This window comes from Enterobacter sp. DNB-S2 (genome assembly GCF_019443845.1).
Taxonomy (GTDB): Bacteria; Pseudomonadota; Gammaproteobacteria; order Enterobacterales; family Enterobacteriaceae; genus Enterobacter; species Enterobacter asburiae_B.
Window position 1 is genome coordinate 2,644,780 of sequence record NZ_CP050520.1, and the last position, 16,579, is coordinate 2,661,358.

Annotated in this window: 14 protein-coding genes; 5 read left to right on the top strand and 9 right to left on the bottom strand. The window is 56.2% G+C overall.

All coding sequences use genetic code 11. From position 1 onward, the window contains the following. Window positions 1–4: 4 nt before the first annotated feature. Window positions 5–1,189 (bottom strand): mannose-6-phosphate isomerase, encoded by a 1,185-nt coding sequence (gene manA, locus HB664_RS12620; protein WP_219939543.1) that lies wholly within the window; start codon window positions 1,187–1,189, stop codon window positions 5–7. Between the two features lie 199 nt (window positions 1,190–1,388). Here manA and fumA point away from each other — a divergent pair, with 199 nt between their 5' ends. Together fumA and fumC are read left to right on the top strand one after the other, a co-directional pair. Beyond that, window positions 1,389–3,035, top strand: coding sequence for a class I fumarate hydratase FumA (gene fumA, locus HB664_RS12625; RefSeq protein WP_029740299.1), 1,647 nt, complete (start codon window positions 1,389–1,391; stop codon window positions 3,033–3,035). 182 nt (window positions 3,036–3,217) lie between these two features. Next, window positions 3,218–4,612 carry a class II fumarate hydratase gene (fumC, locus tag HB664_RS12630; protein WP_219939544.1) on the top strand — a complete coding sequence of 465 codons (1,395 nt, stop codon included), beginning with the start codon at window positions 3,218–3,220 and terminating at the stop codon, window positions 4,610–4,612. Here fumC and tus read toward each other — a convergent pair whose 3' ends face one another. From tus to rstA, 4 genes are all read right to left on the bottom strand, one after another. Further along, a complete protein-coding gene (tus, locus tag HB664_RS12635) occupies window positions 4,613–5,542 on the bottom strand; it encodes a DNA replication terminus site-binding protein (RefSeq protein ID WP_033145343.1) in 930 nt (309 codons plus the stop codon). Between the two features lie 73 nt (window positions 5,543–5,615). After that, window positions 5,616–6,914, bottom strand: a complete 1,299-nt coding sequence (gene rstB / locus HB664_RS12640; protein WP_033145344.1) for a two-component system sensor histidine kinase RstB — start codon at window positions 6,912–6,914, stop codon at window positions 5,616–5,618. 75 nt (window positions 6,915–6,989) lie between these two features. Next, entirely contained in the window at window positions 6,990–7,250 is a 261-nt protein-coding gene (locus tag HB664_RS12645) for a hypothetical protein (RefSeq protein ID WP_033145345.1), read from the bottom strand. 253 nt (window positions 7,251–7,503) lie between these two features. Beyond that, complete coding sequence (rstA, locus tag HB664_RS12650; protein ID WP_021241154.1) at window positions 7,504–8,220, bottom strand: two-component system response regulator RstA; 717 nt, start codon at window positions 8,218–8,220, stop codon at window positions 7,504–7,506. Between the two features lie 128 nt (window positions 8,221–8,348). Here rstA and HB664_RS12655 point away from each other — a divergent pair, with 128 nt between their 5' ends. Then, window positions 8,349–8,684: a GlpM family protein gene (locus HB664_RS12655; RefSeq protein ID WP_219939545.1), complete on the top strand. Its 336-nt coding sequence runs from the start codon at window positions 8,349–8,351 to the stop codon at window positions 8,682–8,684. Here HB664_RS12655 and folM read toward each other — a convergent pair. The 3 genes from folM to ydgH form a co-directional block, all read right to left on the bottom strand. Then, entirely contained in the window at window positions 8,681–9,403 is a 723-nt protein-coding gene (gene folM / locus HB664_RS12660) for a dihydromonapterin reductase (RefSeq protein WP_047652168.1), read from the bottom strand. The genes HB664_RS12655 and folM overlap by 4 nt on opposite strands. A gap of 39 nt (window positions 9,404–9,442) precedes the next feature. Further along, window positions 9,443–10,825 (bottom strand): amino acid permease, encoded by a 1,383-nt coding sequence (locus HB664_RS12665; protein WP_048980409.1) that lies wholly within the window; start codon window positions 10,823–10,825, stop codon window positions 9,443–9,445. A gap of 185 nt (window positions 10,826–11,010) precedes the next feature. Beyond that, window positions 11,011–11,955: a DUF1471 family protein YdgH gene (ydgH, locus tag HB664_RS12670; RefSeq protein WP_033145347.1), complete on the bottom strand. Its 945-nt coding sequence runs from the start codon at window positions 11,953–11,955 to the stop codon at window positions 11,011–11,013. Window positions 11,956–12,490: 535 nt separating this feature from the next. Between ydgH and pntA the strand changes: the two genes are divergently transcribed. Continuing rightward, window positions 12,491–14,020 carry a Re/Si-specific NAD(P)(+) transhydrogenase subunit alpha gene (gene pntA, locus HB664_RS12675; RefSeq protein ID WP_023311474.1) on the top strand — a complete coding sequence of 510 codons (1,530 nt, stop codon included), beginning with the start codon at window positions 12,491–12,493 and terminating at the stop codon, window positions 14,018–14,020. A 10-nt stretch (window positions 14,021–14,030) separates the two neighbouring features. After that, window positions 14,031–15,419: a Re/Si-specific NAD(P)(+) transhydrogenase subunit beta gene (pntB, locus tag HB664_RS12680; protein ID WP_024909329.1), complete on the top strand. Its 1,389-nt coding sequence runs from the start codon at window positions 14,031–14,033 to the stop codon at window positions 15,417–15,419. A 120-nt stretch (window positions 15,420–15,539) separates the two neighbouring features. Here pntB and uspE read toward each other — a convergent pair whose 3' ends face one another. Beyond that, on the bottom strand, window positions 15,540–16,490 hold the full coding sequence (uspE, locus tag HB664_RS12685) for a universal stress protein UspE (RefSeq protein ID WP_023335478.1): 951 nt from the start codon (window positions 16,488–16,490) through the stop codon (window positions 15,540–15,542). Window positions 16,491–16,579 lie beyond the last annotated feature (89 nt).

Consider the following 16,579-nt stretch of genomic DNA (forward strand, 5'->3'; position numbering starts at 1 on the left):
CGAATTATTTAGGGTATAGCTTATTGAAAACGCGCGCCAGACGACCGGTGCCGCTTACGCTGACCGGTGATTCACTGGCTGCAACGAATGCTGACTCACCGGGCTTAAGCACCAGACGCTGTTCGCCTTTGCGCAGCGTCGCTTCGCCCTCGGCGCAGAACAGAATCGCCGCGCTTTCCTGCGCGATGACGGCTTCGGCCTGGCTCAGGTCGTGCAGGGAAAAAGCAAAATCCTCAACCGGAATTGGGAAGTCCAGCTCTGCGCCGTTTTTCACCGGCTGAGTCAGCAGCTCCGCGGCAGGTTTCGCCACAAACTTCACGTTGGCAACCAGTTCAGGAATATCGATGTATTTCGGCGTCAGGCCCGCGCGCAGCACGTTATCGGAGTTAGCCATTACCTCCAGCGCCACGCCCTGAAGGTAGGCGTGCGGGGTTTCAGCGAACAAGAACATCGCTTCGCCCGGGTTGAGCTTCACCACGTTCAGCAGCAGAGGGGAGAAAAGACCGCTGTCGTCCGGGTAGAATTCGGAGATCAGGCGGATAGTCTCCCACGGTTCACCCTGCTGGCTGCCCAGAGCCGCTTTCAGCACCGCCAGCGCGTGAGATTTCTCTTCACCCTGCATATTCAGCAGGCTGGCAAACAGTTGGCTCAGCGCGTCCGCGTTCGGGTTTTCAAGGAAGTGGGCGATAGCCTTGTGGGCACCCGCGACCGGTTGCAGCAGGGAAACGATCTCTGAAAACTCGCGGAACGCGTTCATCGCCAGGAACGGGGTCAGCGCAAAGACCAGCTCCGGCTTGTGGTTAGGATCTTTGTAGTTACGCTCGGCGGCGTCTAAAGGAATTCCCGCCGCGTTCTCTTTCGCAAAGCCGATTTCAGAGGCTTTCTTGTTTGGGTGAACCTGGATGGAGAGCGGCTGGTCGGCGCACAGTACCTTGAACAGGAACGGCAGTTCGCCGAAGCGCTGAGCCACCTTGTCGCCCAGCAGCGCGGCTTTATCGGCGTCAATCACGTCACGCAGGCTGCGAACCTGGCCGCTGGCGTCTTCAATTTTTGAGCTGCTCTTCGGGTGCGCCCCCATCCACAGTTCTGCCATCGGCAGGTTGTTCGGGTTCGCGATACCGTAGAGATCCGTTAACGCACTTTTACTTCCCCAGGCGTAGTTTTGCACTGAGTTAATGAGTTTTTGCATTATCAAGCCCTGATTCAATTGTGGAATTAACTCCGGGTATTAAAGCAATAAACCTCATGGAAGTAACCTGTGGATGTAAAAAGTCGTACTAGTCTCAGTTTTTGTTAAAAAATTGTGTAGGATAAGCTGACTCGCTTTTAAGCCGGGCAGCGGAACATCTGCCCTGAATAAACAGACCGAAGCAGTAAGTGAGAGACCAATGTCGAATAAACCCTTCCATTATCAGGATCCTTTCCCCCTCAGTAAGGATCGGACCGAGTATTACCTGTTAACCCGCGATCACGTCTCCGTCTCTGAGTTTGAAGGACAAGAGATCCTCAAGGTGGATCCGCAGGCGCTGACGCTGCTGGCGCAGCACGCTTTCCACGACGCCTCGTTTATGCTCCGCCCGGCGCACCAGCAGCAGGTTGCCGATATTCTCAGCGACCCGCAGGCCAGCGAAAACGATAAATACGTTGCCCTGCAGTTCCTGCGTAACTCAGACATCGCGGCTAAAGGTGTTCTGCCTACCTGTCAGGACACCGGCACGGCGATCATCGTCGGTAAAAAAGGCCAGCGCGTCTGGACCGGCGGCGGTGACGAAGCGGCCCTGGCGCACGGCGTCTACAACACGTACACCGAAGATAACCTGCGCTACTCGCAAAACGCGGCGCTGGATATGTACAAAGAGGTCAACACCGGCACCAACCTGCCGGCACAGATCGATCTCTACAGCGTCGACGGTGACGAGTACAAATTCCTCTGTATCGCCAAGGGCGGCGGTTCGGCCAACAAAACCTATCTTTACCAGGAAACCAAGGCGCTGCTCACCCCGGGCAAGCTCAAGAACTACCTGGTTGAGAAGATGCGCACCCTCGGCACCGCGGCGTGCCCGCCGTACCATATCGCGTTTGTGATTGGCGGTACGTCGGCGGAAAGCACGCTGAAAACCGTCAAGCTGGCCTCAACCAAATATTATGACGGCCTGCCTACCGAAGGTAACGAGCACGGCCAGGCGTTCCGCGACGTGCAGCTTGAGCAGGAACTGCTGGAAGAAGCGCGTAACCTGGGCCTCGGCGCGCAGTTTGGTGGCAAATACTTTGCCCACGACGTGCGCGTGATCCGTCTGCCGCGTCACGGCGCATCCTGTCCGGTCGGGATGGGCGTGTCCTGCTCTGCGGATCGCAACATCAAGGCGAAGATCAACCGCGAAGGCGTGTGGATCGAAAAACTGGAAAACAATCCGGGCAAATACATCCCGGAAGAGCTGCGCAAAGCGGGCGAGGGGGAAGCGGTTCGCGTCGACCTGAACCGTCCGATGAAAGAGATTCTGGCGCAGCTTTCGCAGTATCCGGTCTCGACCCGTCTCTCGCTGAACGGCACGATCATCGTGGGCCGCGACATCGCGCACGCGAAGCTGAAAGAGCGTCTGGACAACGGCGAAGGGCTGCCGCAGTACATTAAAGATCATCCGATCTACTACGCAGGCCCGGCAAAAACGCCTGAAGGCTACGCGTCCGGCTCGTTAGGCCCAACCACGGCAGGGCGTATGGACTCGTACGTTGACCAGCTGCAGGCCAACGGCGGCAGCATGATCATGCTGGCGAAAGGCAACCGCAGCCAGCAGGTGACGGACGCCTGCCACAAGCACGGCGGCTTCTACCTCGGCAGCATCGGCGGCCCGGCTGCGGTTCTGGCGCAGGGCAGCATCAAGAGCCTGGAGTGCGTGGAATACCCGGAACTGGGTATGGAAGCGATCTGGAAAATTGAAGTGGAAGATTTCCCGGCGTTTATCCTCGTGGATGACAAAGGCAACGACTTCTTCAAGCAGATCCAGTCGTCCCAGTGTTCGGCGTGCGTGAAGTAATTCTGTAAATTGCCGGGTGGCGCTGACGCTTACCCGGCCTATATTCTCGTAGCTCGGGTAAGGCGCAGCCGAAACCCGACACCAAAAAGAGCGCACAAAGCGCCATATCGTTTCTCAGAAGTCATCAATACTTATCCCTTAAGCATGTGAGCAATCCCTCTTTTGTTATCAAGGAGAAAGTAATGACCACGGTACGCCATGAGAAAGACTCGATGGGCGCCATCGACGTCCCGGCCGACAAGCTTTGGGGCGCGCAAACCCAGCGTTCGCTGGAGCACTTCCGTATTTCGACCGAAAAATTGCCCGTCTCGCTGATTCAGGCGCTGGCGCTCACCAAACGCGCCGCCGCGAAAGTGAATCAGGATTTAGGCCTGCTGACGGCAGACAAAGCGACCGCCATCATCAACGCCGCCGACGAAGTGCTGGCGGGTAAGCATCCCGATGAATTCCCCCTCGCCATCTGGCAGACCGGTTCCGGCACCCAGAGCAACATGAACATGAACGAAGTGCTGGCAAACCGGGCCAGCGAACTGCTGGGCGGCGTGCGCGGCATGGAGCGTAAGATCCATCCGAACGATGACGTCAACAAAAGCCAGAGTTCTAACGACGTCTTCCCGACGGCGATGCACGTGGCGGCGGTGATTGCTATCCGCGAGCAGCTTATCCCGCAGCTCAACGTGCTGAAATCCACGCTCGACGAGAAAGCGCAGGCCTTCCGCGACATCGTCAAAATTGGCCGTACGCACCTGCAGGACGCCACGCCGCTGACGCTCGGCCAGGAGATTTCCGGCTGGGTGGCGATGCTGGAACATAACCTGAAGCACATTGAATACAGCCTGCCGCACCTGGCGGAGCTGGCGCTCGGCGGGACGGCGGTCGGGACCGGGTTAAACACCCATCCAGAATACGCGGTGCGCGTGGCGGAGGAGCTGGCAAACATCACCGGGCAGCCGTTCGTCACGGCGCCCAACAAGTTCGAAGCGCTGGCGACCTGCGATGCGCTGGTCCACACCCACGGCGCGCTGAAAGGGCTGGCGGCCTCGCTGATGAAAATCGCCAACGACGTGCGCTGGCTGGCCTCGGGTCCGCGCTGCGGCATCGGTGAAATCAGCATTCCGGAAAACGAGCCGGGCAGCTCCATCATGCCGGGTAAAGTGAACCCGACCCAGTGCGAAGCCATGACCATGCTCTGCTGCCAGGTGTTGGGCAACGACGTGGCCGTCAACCTGGGCGGCGCGTCCGGCAACTTTGAGCTGAACGTCTATCGCCCGATGGTGATCCACAACGTTCTGCAATCGATTCGTCTGCTGGCGGACGGTATGGAGAGCTTTAACGAGCACTGTGCGGTAGGGATTGAGCCGAATCGCGAACGTATCAGCCAGTTGCTGAATGAATCCCTGATGCTGGTGACGGCGCTGAATACCCATATCGGCTACGACAAGGCCGCCGAGATCGCTAAAAAAGCGCACAAAGAGGGGCTGACGCTGAAAGCCTCCGCCCTGGCGCTGGGCTATCTGACGGAGGCGGAGTTCGACGCCTGGGTTCGCCCGGAAGCGATGGTCGGCAGCCTGAAATAGTCATCCCGCCACGTACAGGTGCAGCCGCGGAATAATCAGCTGCAGCGGCTGCGCCTGAGGTCTGTAACGGTGCTGGACATTGTCCGCATCGTAATTCAAAAGCTCACCAATATCCGGCACGATGGCCCCCCGATCGGCATCATAGAGCGCAATCAGCGGCGTAGGGCAGGCATACTGAACCTGTTTTTGCTGGCCTGAATACCAGACGCGGGCGATAGGCTGTACCTTCACCGGACGCTTTATCTTGAGGCGCGCGTCCGCCGGGAGTGAGGCGATGCTGTGGTACTCCTGCTCCAGGCGCTCAATCCACTGCTCGCGCGACCACGGCGCGACGGTGCGCGGCGTCTTCAGGCTTTTTTCCAGCTGCGCCAGAATCTCATCCCGGGTGAAGTTTTTAATGATGTGCTTATTCGCCCAGCCGAAGCGCAGCGTGGCGGGATGACGCAGTACCGTCAGCGTGCGATAGGCGTTCAGGGTAATCAGCCCCGGAAGCTGACGGTGCACCCATTCAAACCGGGCGGCAGGGGCGAGGCCGGACTCTTCGGTAACGATCTTTTCAAAGGCCGCTTTCAGGGTGTTGATGTGGGTAATCTGGCTTTCCAGCGCGTCGCGCGTTGTCGCATCGGTTTGCAGGCAGATCACGCCAGGCAGACGCACGGCGGCCTTACTGCTGCGGTTTTCTGACTGCTGCTGGATAAACAGGCGGCGATAGTGCTTCAGCGTCAGCTCAAGGGCGGCGCTGCCGATGTGCTGTTCAACCGCGATGGTGTCCAGCGGGTCGTGCTCGGCCCCTTTGGCAACCTCGGGCAGGGTAAAGACGCGCGCGGCCAGCAGACGGCAGCTCTGCAAACGTTCGGTCAGGGTCAGGAGCTCGTGTTCTATTTCCCGAAACGTGCTGTTCAGCCGTTCGAGGAGATCGTAGGTCGCCATAAGCACTCTCGTTAGTTACAACATACTTATGATATAGCACAGCACGCCGGGTTAGGCCAGCGTGCGGTTAAGGTCAGGCAGGGACGGGAAGGGCGATGTTATGGTATACCGGCCAGCTAAAGCAGAAGCGCGCGCCGCCGAGCTCGCTCTCTTCGCAATGCACCGTGCCGCCCATCGCCTGCGCGATAGAGTAAACAATCGCCAGCCCCAGGCCGCATCCGCCAGTGGCGCGATCGCGGCTGGGGTCGAGTCGGACAAACGGTTCAAACACGGTTTCTCGCGCTTCCGGGGCAATCCCCGGACCGTCATCCTCCACCGTCAGGCTGGCCTGATTGCCCTGCAAATCCAGTCCGATCTGTAGCGTACTTTCGCTGTAGCGCATGGCGTTGTTCATCAGATTGTCCAGCACGCGCTCCATCAGGCGCATATCGAGCGCGCCGTAATCACCCGGCGTGACGCGCGTTAACAGCGTGCGCTGCGGGTTTACGCTCTGAACGTCATCGATGTGGGTTTGCAGCCAGGCAGGCAGGTCCGGCGTGCTGAGGTTCAGTTCGTTTTGCGGACGATCGAGGCGCGCGTAGGTCAGCAGTTCCTCAATCAGCGCCTCAAGCTGGCCGATGTCGCGGTTAAGCGCCTGAGACTCCGCTTCCGTCAGATTCTCGCTCATCTCCAGACGATAGCGCAGGCGGACCAGCGGCGTGCGCAGCTCGTGCGCAATCCCGTCGATCAGCTGCTTTTTACTGGCGATCAGGGCATTGATGTTATCGGCCATCTGGTTAAAGGCCACGCCCAGACGTTCAAAGCTGGAACCGCTGTCGAAGTGAATGCGTTCGGTAAAATGCCCTTCGCCAAAACGCTGCGCGGCGGATTCCAGCTTCAGCATGTCCTGCCAGTGCGGGCGCATCCAGATAAAGACCGGAAACGCGAGCGAAATGGCGATAAAGGCCATCAGCGCCATGTCCAGCAGACGCATCTGGTGCAGGTAATAGAGATAGGGCACCGGCCCGACGGCCAGCACGTAATGGCTGCGCGGAATACGCTGGATAAAGGTGTATTTCTCGTCCAGTGCGACGATGTCCCCGTCGCGCAGACGCTGCATGGCGGGCGGATCCAGCTCAAAATCTTTTAACGGCTCGATGCGTAAATCGAACGACAGGTTCAGATCCAGCTCTTTGAGGGTTTTCGCCCAGTCGTGCGGCGGGATCTCTCTCAGCTCGCTGCGCATCAGATAGAGCGAGCTTTTCATCAGATCGTCCAGCGACTGCCTGCCCGCACGTTCGGCGGTGAATTTATAGACCAGCCCGACCAGCATGGTCATGACCAGGAAACAGACAAACAGCAAAAGATAAAACTGCACAAACAGCTTTTTCATTGGATCTCACCGAAGAAACGCTTTGTGCAGAATATACATGAAAACCCGTCGATATTTTCATGTCTGTGGAGCGCGTTACATGGCAATTGCGCTGTTTTTTACCTTGGCGATGAGTGTTTCCGTTACGGCCAGTCCTTCCGCAATGTGCATATCAATCACATCGGTACCGAATTCGTTAATTAAATCCAGAAGTATTTCGTAAGTCTGGATGAGCTCAAGGAGATCAAAGAGCGCTTTTTGATCGGCGCGTGAGGGGGAGGAATGGCTAAGCGCAGCCTGATTAACAATCCATTCAAGATTGGTTTTGATGGCTTCTACCTGACTGTAGCTATACATATTTCATGGGCTTAAATCCTCATTTCAAGATTTTATGGGAGAGGTATCGTGAGAGCTTCACGGTGAAAAAAGAGTCTGCATGTCGCCGGGGCAGTGCTGGCTGTAGAAAGAATGGATGAAGATTTAATTATGGGATAGTTCGCGTGCTTAGCAAGTTAATTGTTGCGCAAACGTAAAAATAAACGCGCGAAAGAGAGGGCATTGCTGCGTAATACCTTCATTTCGCGCACGTTATGCTAGCCAGGTAACGGAATCAGGTTTCCCAGGCGTGCGGGGCAAACAGATAACCCTTGTTACGCACGGTTTTAATGCGGTAGGGCTCGGTAGCGTTATCCTGCAGCTTTTTGCGCAGACGCGAAATCGCCACGTCAACGCTGCGGTCCATTCCGTCATAGCTCACGCCACGCAGGTTTTTCAGCAGCGCGTCGCGGTCCATGATTTGCCCGGCGTGCGTTGCCAGCTCCCACAGCAGGTCAAAGTCTGCGGTGGAGAGGGCGATAAGCTCGCCGGAGAGCAGCACTTGGCGGTTAATGGGGTCAATAGACAGCGTACCAAAGCGCATCGCTTTGTGCGGCGTCAGAGACGGCGCGGGCGCTTCGCGTTCGATGCTGGCGTGCTGGCGCAAATGAAGGCGCAGGCGGGCAAGCAGGACGGCAGGCGGTGTGGTTTTCAGAATGTAGTCATTGGCGCCCATCTCCAGCGACAAAATGTGGTTCATATCGCTGTCCAGTGAGGTGAGCAGGACGATAGGGCCCTCCCACCGGGCGCGCAGGTCACGGCAGAGCGTCATGCCGTCTTTGCCTGGCAACATAATATCCAGCAGTACCAGATCCGGGTTTTCACGGACGACCACCTCTTCGGCACGATCGCCGCGAGGTTCAACAATGACGTCCATATCATGTTTACCCAGATAGGCGGCGATCAGTTGCCCGACCTCGGGTTCGTCTTCAACATAAACAATCTTATTCATACAGCGTCTGTTTTCGTGAAAAAAGCCAACATACACCGCGGAACCTTAACCTTCCATTAATCTTTCAAAATTAACGCCGGTTCCGTTATTCTGGCTCATATTGTTACTTGATTGTTATAGGGAAAAGTATGGGGCTGATAATCAAAGCCGCACTGGGCGCGCTGGTGGTGTTACTGATTGGCATTCTGGCAAAAACGAAAAACTACTACATTGCCGGGCTAATCCCGCTGTTTCCGACCTTTGCGCTAATTGCCCACTATATCGTGGCTTCTGAGCGGGGTACGGAAGCGTTACGCACGACCATCGTGTTTGGCATGTGGTCTATCATTCCGTATTTTCTCTACCTGCTTTCGCTGTGGTATTTCACCGGTTTTCTGCGTCTTCCCCTGGCGCTGAGCGGGGCGGTGGTCTGCTGGGGACTCAGCGCCTGGGTGCTAATTTTCTTCTGGAGCCGTTTTCACTAGCGCAGCGGGCGGCCGCCGTCCACGGCAAAGGTTCTGCCCGTGACGTAGCAGCTGGTGAGCAGGTAATCCACGAGGTCGATTACCTCTTTCTCGCCCGGCGCGATTTTCATGAGCGACTTATTCAGCGCCTGCTGGCGATACTCCGCATCATCGTTTTCGTTAAACAAAATCATCGCCGGGGCGATGGCGTTTACCTTCACCTCGGGCGCGAGCTTGCGGGCGAACGAGCGCGTCATATTATCCAGTGCGGCTTTACTGGCCGCGTAGGCGATGTGCTTGTCGCTGCCGCGCTCAACTACATAATCGGTGAAGTGAATAATATCGCCCGCCGCGTGCCCATGGCCGCGCAGCAGATCCTGCAGAGCGTGGTTAAGCAGATAAGGGGCATTGACGTGGATCTGCAGCATGGCGGAGAGCGTTTCGCTGAGTGACGTACCGGGTTTTTCGGCACGCCATGCGCTGGCGTTATGGATCACGGCGCGCAGTCCCGTCGTGGTGGCGTTTACCTTTTCCGCGAAAGCCAGAATGCCTTCATCGGTCGAAAAATCAGCCTGAATGCAGACCGCCCCGGCTTTGCGTAACCCTTCAATCGACGGGTATTCCGTACGGTAGCTGACAATGACCGGATGGCGAAGGTTGAGAAAGTGATGGGCGAGGGCGAGGCCGATACGGCGGCCTCCACCGGTAATCAGTATTGGGCGAAGCGGTGCATTTCCCATCGTATTCTCCTTTACAGTTCAACAATGGGAAAGGCGATGCTATCCCATTAACATCCAGGTTGCCGGTAGGGCAGCAACCAGTAACAATCCAATTAAGGCCATCTCACGGCGCTTCAGCGCGTTCTCCAGCTGATGCGTCCGGCGGGCGTAGATAAACACCAGCAGACCCGGTGCGTACAGCACTACCGACAGCAGCAGATGCATAGGCCCGGAAGCATACAACAACCACAGGCCGTAAATACAGGCTCCGACACCCACGACATAATGCGCCGGGCGTGTGGCAATTTTTAACAGATACGCACCTACTAGGAAATAGGGTACCAGAATCATCTCCGAGGCGATGGTTAGCAGGGTGTTATAGTCTGAACCTGTGAGCCAGATCAGCACCAGACAGACCTGAACGCTGATGTTGGTCAGCCAGAGCGATGCCGACGGCGCGCTGTTTTGGTTTTGACGGGCGAACAGACGTGGAAACGCCTTGTGCGTCGCGGCCAGGAAAGGCACTTCAGCCGCCATGATGGTCCAGCTCAGGTAAGCGCCGCAGACGGAGACGATCAGCCCTGCGGCAATCACCACGTCGCCCCAGGGGCCGAGCATTTTCACCATCAGGCCCGCCATTGACGGGTTACGCATTTCAGCCAGCTCAGGACGCGCCACCACGCCCAGCGACAGCAGCGTGACCAGCAGATAGACCCCCAGCGCGGCCAGAACTGCCAGCAGCGTGGCGCGGCCCACATCGCGTTTATTCCTGGCCCGGGCAGAAACCACGACCGCGCCTTCAACGCCGATGAACACCCACAGGGTAATCAGCATCGTGTTTTTCACCTGCTCCCAGACGGGCACGCCCAGCGCGATACCGGTGAAATCGAGCTTAAAGATGTCCATACGGAACGCAATAAAGGCCAGAACGATAAACAGGCCGAGCGGAACCAGTTTCGCCAGCGTCGCCACCAGGTTGATGCTGGCGGCCGTTTGTACGCCACGTAACACCAGCCAGTGGACGAACCACAATAACACCGAGGCGCCCACAATAGACTGCCAGGTATTTCCGTCGCCAAAGAGGCGCAGCTCAGGCGTATCGGTAAAGAAACTGAGCGCCGAGAAGACGATCACCAGGTAGGAGACGTTGGCGATAACGGCACATAGCCAGTATCCCCACGCGGAACAGAAGCCAATCAGCTCGCCGAAACCCTCACGCGCATAGGTGAAAATGCCGCCGTCCAGATCCGGGCGAATGCGGGTGAGCAGGAGCATGGCGAAGGCCAGCAGCAGTATGCCGACACCCGTAATGCCCCAGCCAATGATGAGCGCGGATGGGCTGGCAACGGCCGCCATATTTTGCGGCAAACTGAATACGCCTGCACCCAGCATTGAGCTTAAAACGAGTGCAGTCAGAGCACTCAGGCCAAGTTTCTTTTCCATTGGCTTCCTGTTATGAAAGGTCAAAATCCAGAATAATTATTTCGCTCAGGCGCATAAAAATGGTGGATCACACTAAGGCGCGGGATTTTACGGAGTGTAACGAATGCATGCAATGACGTGAGGCAGAAATTCAAAAAAAGTAACAAAAAAAGGCGGCATTGCGCCGCCTTTCGTCAACGATTTTGTTACTTGTACAGATCGGCGCTGATGGTCACGTTGTTACCACGTTCCTGCCACTGGCGGGTGATGTGGTAGTACTTCGCCCCTTTCTTCGCCGCACGCTTCGCGACCTGGTAAGAGACTTCCGTCATGTTGCCGTAGTTGCCGGTAAACTTGATGCTGTCGAACGGCACCATCTGCGCTGCAGTGGCGTTGTTCAGCTCTTCAATTTTGGTACCGTCAGGCAGCGTAACGGAGTAACGACCACCTTTCGTGGACTGCGTTTCGAAGAAACGGCCCACTTCAGCGCTTGGGGCAGCCGTCGTTGCTACGCCTGGAATTTCAACTTTCTTCGCTGCTTCGCCGCCTTTCGCTATCGCCGCGCGACCTGCTTCTGAATTTGCCGGGATGGCATCCGGGCTCTGCAGAACACGTTTTTTCGCATCTTTTTTATAGATGAACGCGGTAATACGCTGGTTGCCACCCTGGTTAGCATCGACCTGACGCACGATGAAGAAAGAGTAGGCCCCTTTCTCTTTCGCGGCTTTGGTGATGGCATCGTTCACTTCAGGCTGGCTGCGATAGAAGCCCTGAACGGTGACGGTGTCGTATGGTTCCAGCTCAATCGCCTGATCTTTCGGCAGTTCAACAACACCGTTGATCACGCGGTTTTTCGGTGCGTCAGCTTTTGGCGCATTGTCTTTGAACAGCGCGATGGTCACGCGCAGGTTACCGCTGTTGCCGTAATCGGACTGGTCAACGACATAAAACGAGGCCGCCCCGTTTTTATCAGCGGCTTTTGATGCAGCGGCGACAGCGTCGCCAATAGAATTATAACGACCCACAATGACCGTATGGTCAAAAGGTTTTAACGCTGCCGCTTGCTCCGGCGTTAACTCTGTTGCGGCATTCGCAGACAGGGCGGTCGCGGAAAGAAGTGCGGACGCCAGGAGTGTGTTCTTAAGCTTCATAAAAATGATCCTTCGCCTTGCGCAAACCATGTACTGGTATTGTTGTTAATTTGAGACGGTCCCGATTATTGCATTTAAAACCCGTCGCTGTCTGCGCCATTTTTCACTGCCTGTGCTTACTGAATCACCGAATTCGATAACATTTAGTGATATGTTGAAAAAACACGCGTTTGACAAGTAAAACTGATAAAGCATATGACTTTTACAAGTTAATTTAATGTTAATAAGTTGTTCTGTCATGGCGCTATATCATGTTTTTACCGCTTCGCTTGCGCGATTTATCGGTTCTGGCAGTGAATTTAAGGTAAATATCACTGTCAGTGACGCCGATCGCTTATTTTTCACAGATAAAGTAAGAAATAGTGTTTTCTGGCGGTAGATCACGGGCGCTATTTTCAGTAGGTTATAGACAGTTTGTTACTGTTTTATTTTCCGGGGTTAATCATCTCTCGTCGCTCGCGCGATGGCGAAAATTGATACAAACCGCGGGCATTTATCGATAAACCATCATCAAAAACCGATGGAAGGGAAAACTATGCGTATTGGGGTACCAAAAGAACGGTTAGCCAATGAGACCCGCGTAGCGGCAACACCGAAAACGGTGGAGCAACTGCTTAAACTGGGTTTTACGGTCGCGGTTGAAAGCGGCGCGGGCAAACTGGCGAGTTTCGATGACGAGGCCTTTATCCAGGCTGGCGCGGAAGTGGTCGACGGTGCTGACGTCTGGCAGTCGCCGGTGATTCTGAAGGTCAACGCACCGGAAGAGAGTGAGATTGCGCTGCTGAATCCGGGAACGACCCTGGTGAGCTTCATCTGGCCTGCGCAAAACCCGGAGCTGATGGAGAAGCTGGCGGCCCGCGGCGTGACCGTGATGGCAATGGACTCTGTGCCGCGCATTTCGCGCGCGCAGTCGCTGGATGCCTTAAGCTCCATGGCAAACATTGCCGGCTACCGCGCCATTGTTGAAGCAGCCCACGAGTTTGGTCGCTTCTTTACCGGTCAAATCACCGCCGCGGGTAAAGTCCCTCCGGCGAAAGTGATGGTGATTGGCGCAGGCGTGGCGGGCCTTGCCGCAATCGGTGCGGCAAACAGCCTGGGCGCTATCGTACGCGCCTTTGACACCCGTCCTGAAGTAAAAGAACAGGTCCAGAGTATGGGCGCCGAATTCCTTGAGCTGGACTTCAAGGAAGAAGCAGGCAGCGGCGATGGTTACGCGAAGGTAATGTCCGAAGCCTTCATCAAAGCCGAAATGGAACTCTTCGCCGCTCAGGCGAAAGATGTCGACATTATTGTCACCACCGCGCTTATCCCGGGTAAACCGGCGCCGAAGCTGATCACCCGTGAGATGGTTGACTCCATGAAGCCGGGCAGCGTGATTGTCGACCTGGCCGCCCAAAACGGCGGTAACTGTGAATATACCGTTCCAAATCAGGTAACCACGACCGCTAACGGCGTGAAGGTGATCGGCTATACCGATCTGCCGGGCCGCCTGCCAACGCAGTCTTCTCAGCTCTACGGCACTAACCTCGTCAACCTGCTGAAGCTGCTTTGCAAAGAGAAAGACGGCAACGTCACCGTTGATTTCGACGATGTGGTGGTGCGCGGCGTCACGGTGGTCCGTGAAGGTGAAATTACCTGGCCTGCGCCGCCTATTCAGGTTTCTGCTCAGCCTCAGGCGGCAACGAAAGCGGCGCCTGAGCCAAAAGAACCCGCTAAACCGGCTTCTCCGTGGCGCAAATACGCGATCATGGCGCTGGTGATTATTCTGTTCGGCTGGCTGGCTGACGTTGCGCCAAAAGAGTTCCTCGGCCACTTTACCGTCTTCGCGCTCTCCTGCGTCGTAGGCTACTACGTGGTGTGGAACGTCTCTCATGCGCTGCATACGCCGCTGATGTCGGTAACCAACGCCATCTCCGGGATCATCGTGGTGGGGGCGTTACTGCAGATTGGTCACGGCGGCTGGATCAGCTTCCTGAGCTTTATCGCGGTGCTGATCGCCAGTATCAATATTTTCGGTGGTTTCACCGTGACTCAGCGCATGCTGAAAATGTTTCGTAAAGGCTAAGGGGTAGCATATGTCTGGAGGATTAGTGACAGCTGCATACATTGTTGCTGCAATCCTGTTTATTTTCAGTCTGGCGGGGCTTTCCAAACACGAAACGTCTCAGCAGGGTAATAACTTTGGTATCGCCGGGATGGCGATTGCGCTGATTGCCACCATCTTCGGGCCGGATACCGGCAACGTGGCGTGGATCCTGGTGGCGATGATCATCGGCGGCGCGATTGGTATTCGCCTGGCAAAACGCGTTGAAATGACCGAGATGCCGGAGCTGGTTGCTATCCTGCACAGCTTCGTGGGTCTGGCGGCGGTGCTGGTGGGCTTCAACAGCTACCTGTATCACGAGCCGGGTCTGGAACCGATTCTGGTGAACATCCACCTGACGGAAGTGTTCCTCGGTATCTTCATCGGTGCGGTGACCTTCACCGGCTCTATTGTGGCGTTCGGCAAACTGCGCGGGAAGATCTCCTCTAAACCGCTGATGCTGCCAAACCGTCATAAGCTGAACCTCGCGGCGCTGGTTGTGTCGTTTGTTCTGCTGGTGGTCTTCGTGCGTACCGAAAGCGTGGGCCTGCAGGTACTGGCGTTGCTGGTAATGACCATCATCGCGCTGGCGTTTGGCTGGCACCTGGTGGCATCCATCGGCGGTGCGGATATGCCGGTGGTTGTCTCGATGCTGAACTCCTACTCCGGTTGGGCGGCAGCGGCGGCAGGCTTTATGCTGAGCAACGACCTGCTGATCGTCACCGGTGCGCTGGTGGGTTCTTCCGGTGCGATCCTGTCTTACATCATGTGTAAGGCGATGAACCGCTCGTTCATCAGCGTTATCGCCGGTGGTTTCGGGACCGATGGTTCTTCTTCCAGTGCGGATGAAGAAGTGGGGGAGCACCGTGAAATTTCTGCGGAAGATACCGCAGACATGCTGAAAAACTCGCACTCCGTGATCATCACTCCGGGCTACGGCATGGCGGTGGCGCAGGCGCAGTATCCGGTTGCGGAAATCACCGAGAAGCTGCGCGCGCGCGGGATCAAGGTTCGCTTTGGTATTCACCCGGTGGCAGGGCGTCTGCCTGGCCACATGAACGTGCTGCTGGCGGAAGCGAAAGTGCCTTACGACATCGTGCTGGAAATGGATGAGATCAACGATGATTTCGCCGACACCGACACCGTGCTGGTCATTGGTGCTAACGATACCGTTAACCCTGCTGCACAGGACGATCCGGGTAGCCCAATCGCCGGTATGCCTGTTCTGGAAGTGTGGAAGGCGCAGAACGTGATTGTGTTTAAACGCTCCATGAATACCGGCTATGCCGGGGTTCAGAACCCGCTGTTCTTCAAAGAGAACACCCACATGCTGTTCGGCGATGCTAAAGCCAGCGTGGATGCGATTCTGAAATCACTGTAAGTTGCGTTGAAACTAAAAAACCGCCGAATTCGGCGGTTTTTTTATTGCCGGTTGGCGCTGACGCTTACCCGGCCTACGGTTTTGTTGGCCCGGCAAGCCTGCGCCGCCTGGCGTCAGGCGTTAATCGTCTTCAGGATCGTCCAGCTCAACCGGCGTCTGATACTCATCCGGCTTAATGACCAGCAGGTCGCAGCGCAGATGGTCGATCACCTGTTCGGCGGTATTGCCGAGGAAGGCGGCAGAAATACCGGTTCGGCCAATGGTGCCCAGCACCACAATCCCCGCCTGCAGGTGTTCCGCCAGGTCCGGGATCACCTCTTCAGGCAGCCCTTTTTCCACGTGAGTCATTTTCTCATCGATGCTGAATTTCTGGCGCAGCGCTTTCATGGCCAGCAGATGCTGACCGCGGATCGCGTCGTTGTACACGCTCGGGTCAAATTCAGGGAGCTCAATAGCAATGTTAATCGGGGTGACCGGATAGGCGCCAACCAGATGCACTTCGGTATGATTCACCTGATCGGCAAGCTGGATGGTCTCCTTCACCAGCTTCTCGTTCAGCGAATTGTGGTAATCCTCTTCGCTCGCGAGGTTTACCGCCACAACGGCTTTCCCGCCTTCAGGCCACGGCTGGTCTTTCACCATCCAGACCGGGCAAGGGCATTTGCGCAGCAAGTGCCAGTCGGTCGGAGTGAAGATCACGGATTCCAGCTTGTCGTGCTGGTGCGCCATCTTCAGCAGCAGGTCGTGCCCACCGGCGACAATTTCCTGGATGATGGCTTCGAAAGGTCGGTTATGCCAGACCACTTTAATATCAATGGGCACGCCCGCTTCCAGGTAATACTTCGCCTGTTCACGGATCCACGCGGTACGCTGGCTGATGACGCCCTGACGCATAGCGGTGCGCTCGTCAGGCGACAGAAGGGTGGTCATCTCATACGAGAAGTCATAGATCGGCAAAAACGCTTTGATTTTGCCACCAATCCGTTGATGTAAATACACAGCACGTCGTAATGCCGGCTGATCGTCCTGATTCGGATCGATAGCTACCAGCATGTTTTGATACTTGGCCATACAGGTCTCCTTACTACTGTCACCACAGTCTGTAATTAAAAGAGTAACCTATATATCCTGAATGAAACAGAGGGGAGGTTTTGCCAGAT

What these genes read in the sequence shown, in the direction of transcription:
- rstA (WP_021241154.1), bottom strand. Translation starts at nt 8,220, where the DNA reads ATGAATAAGATTGTTTATGTTGAAGACGAACCCGAGGTCGGGCAACTG.
- HB664_RS12645 (WP_033145345.1), bottom strand. Translation starts at nt 7,250, where the DNA reads ATGTATAGCTACAGTCAGGTAGAAGCCATCAAAACCAATCTTGAATGG.
- uspE (WP_023335478.1), bottom strand. Translation starts at nt 16,490, where the DNA reads ATGGCCAAGTATCAAAACATGCTGGTAGCTATCGATCCGAATCAGGAC.
- folM (WP_047652168.1), bottom strand. Translation starts at nt 9,403, where the DNA reads ATGGGAAATGCACCGCTTCGCCCAATACTGATTACCGGTGGAGGCCGC.
- rstB (WP_033145344.1), bottom strand. Translation starts at nt 6,914, where the DNA reads ATGAAAAAGCTGTTTGTGCAGTTTTATCTTTTGCTGTTTGTCTGTTTC.
- fumC (WP_219939544.1), top strand. Translation starts at nt 3,218, where the DNA reads ATGACCACGGTACGCCATGAGAAAGACTCGATGGGCGCCATCGACGTC.
- HB664_RS12655 (WP_219939545.1), top strand. Translation starts at nt 8,349, where the DNA reads ATGGGGCTGATAATCAAAGCCGCACTGGGCGCGCTGGTGGTGTTACTG.
- tus (WP_033145343.1), bottom strand. Translation starts at nt 5,542, where the DNA reads ATGGCGACCTACGATCTCCTCGAACGGCTGAACAGCACGTTTCGGGAA.
- manA (WP_219939543.1), bottom strand. Translation starts at nt 1,189, where the DNA reads ATGCAAAAACTCATTAACTCAGTGCAAAACTACGCCTGGGGAAGTAAA.
- ydgH (WP_033145347.1), bottom strand. Translation starts at nt 11,955, where the DNA reads ATGAAGCTTAAGAACACACTCCTGGCGTCCGCACTTCTTTCCGCGACC.
- pntB (WP_024909329.1), top strand. Translation starts at nt 14,031, where the DNA reads ATGTCTGGAGGATTAGTGACAGCTGCATACATTGTTGCTGCAATCCTG.
- pntA (WP_023311474.1), top strand. Translation starts at nt 12,491, where the DNA reads ATGCGTATTGGGGTACCAAAAGAACGGTTAGCCAATGAGACCCGCGTA.
- HB664_RS12665 (WP_048980409.1), bottom strand. Translation starts at nt 10,825, where the DNA reads ATGGAAAAGAAACTTGGCCTGAGTGCTCTGACTGCACTCGTTTTAAGC.
- fumA (WP_029740299.1), top strand. Translation starts at nt 1,389, where the DNA reads ATGTCGAATAAACCCTTCCATTATCAGGATCCTTTCCCCCTCAGTAAG.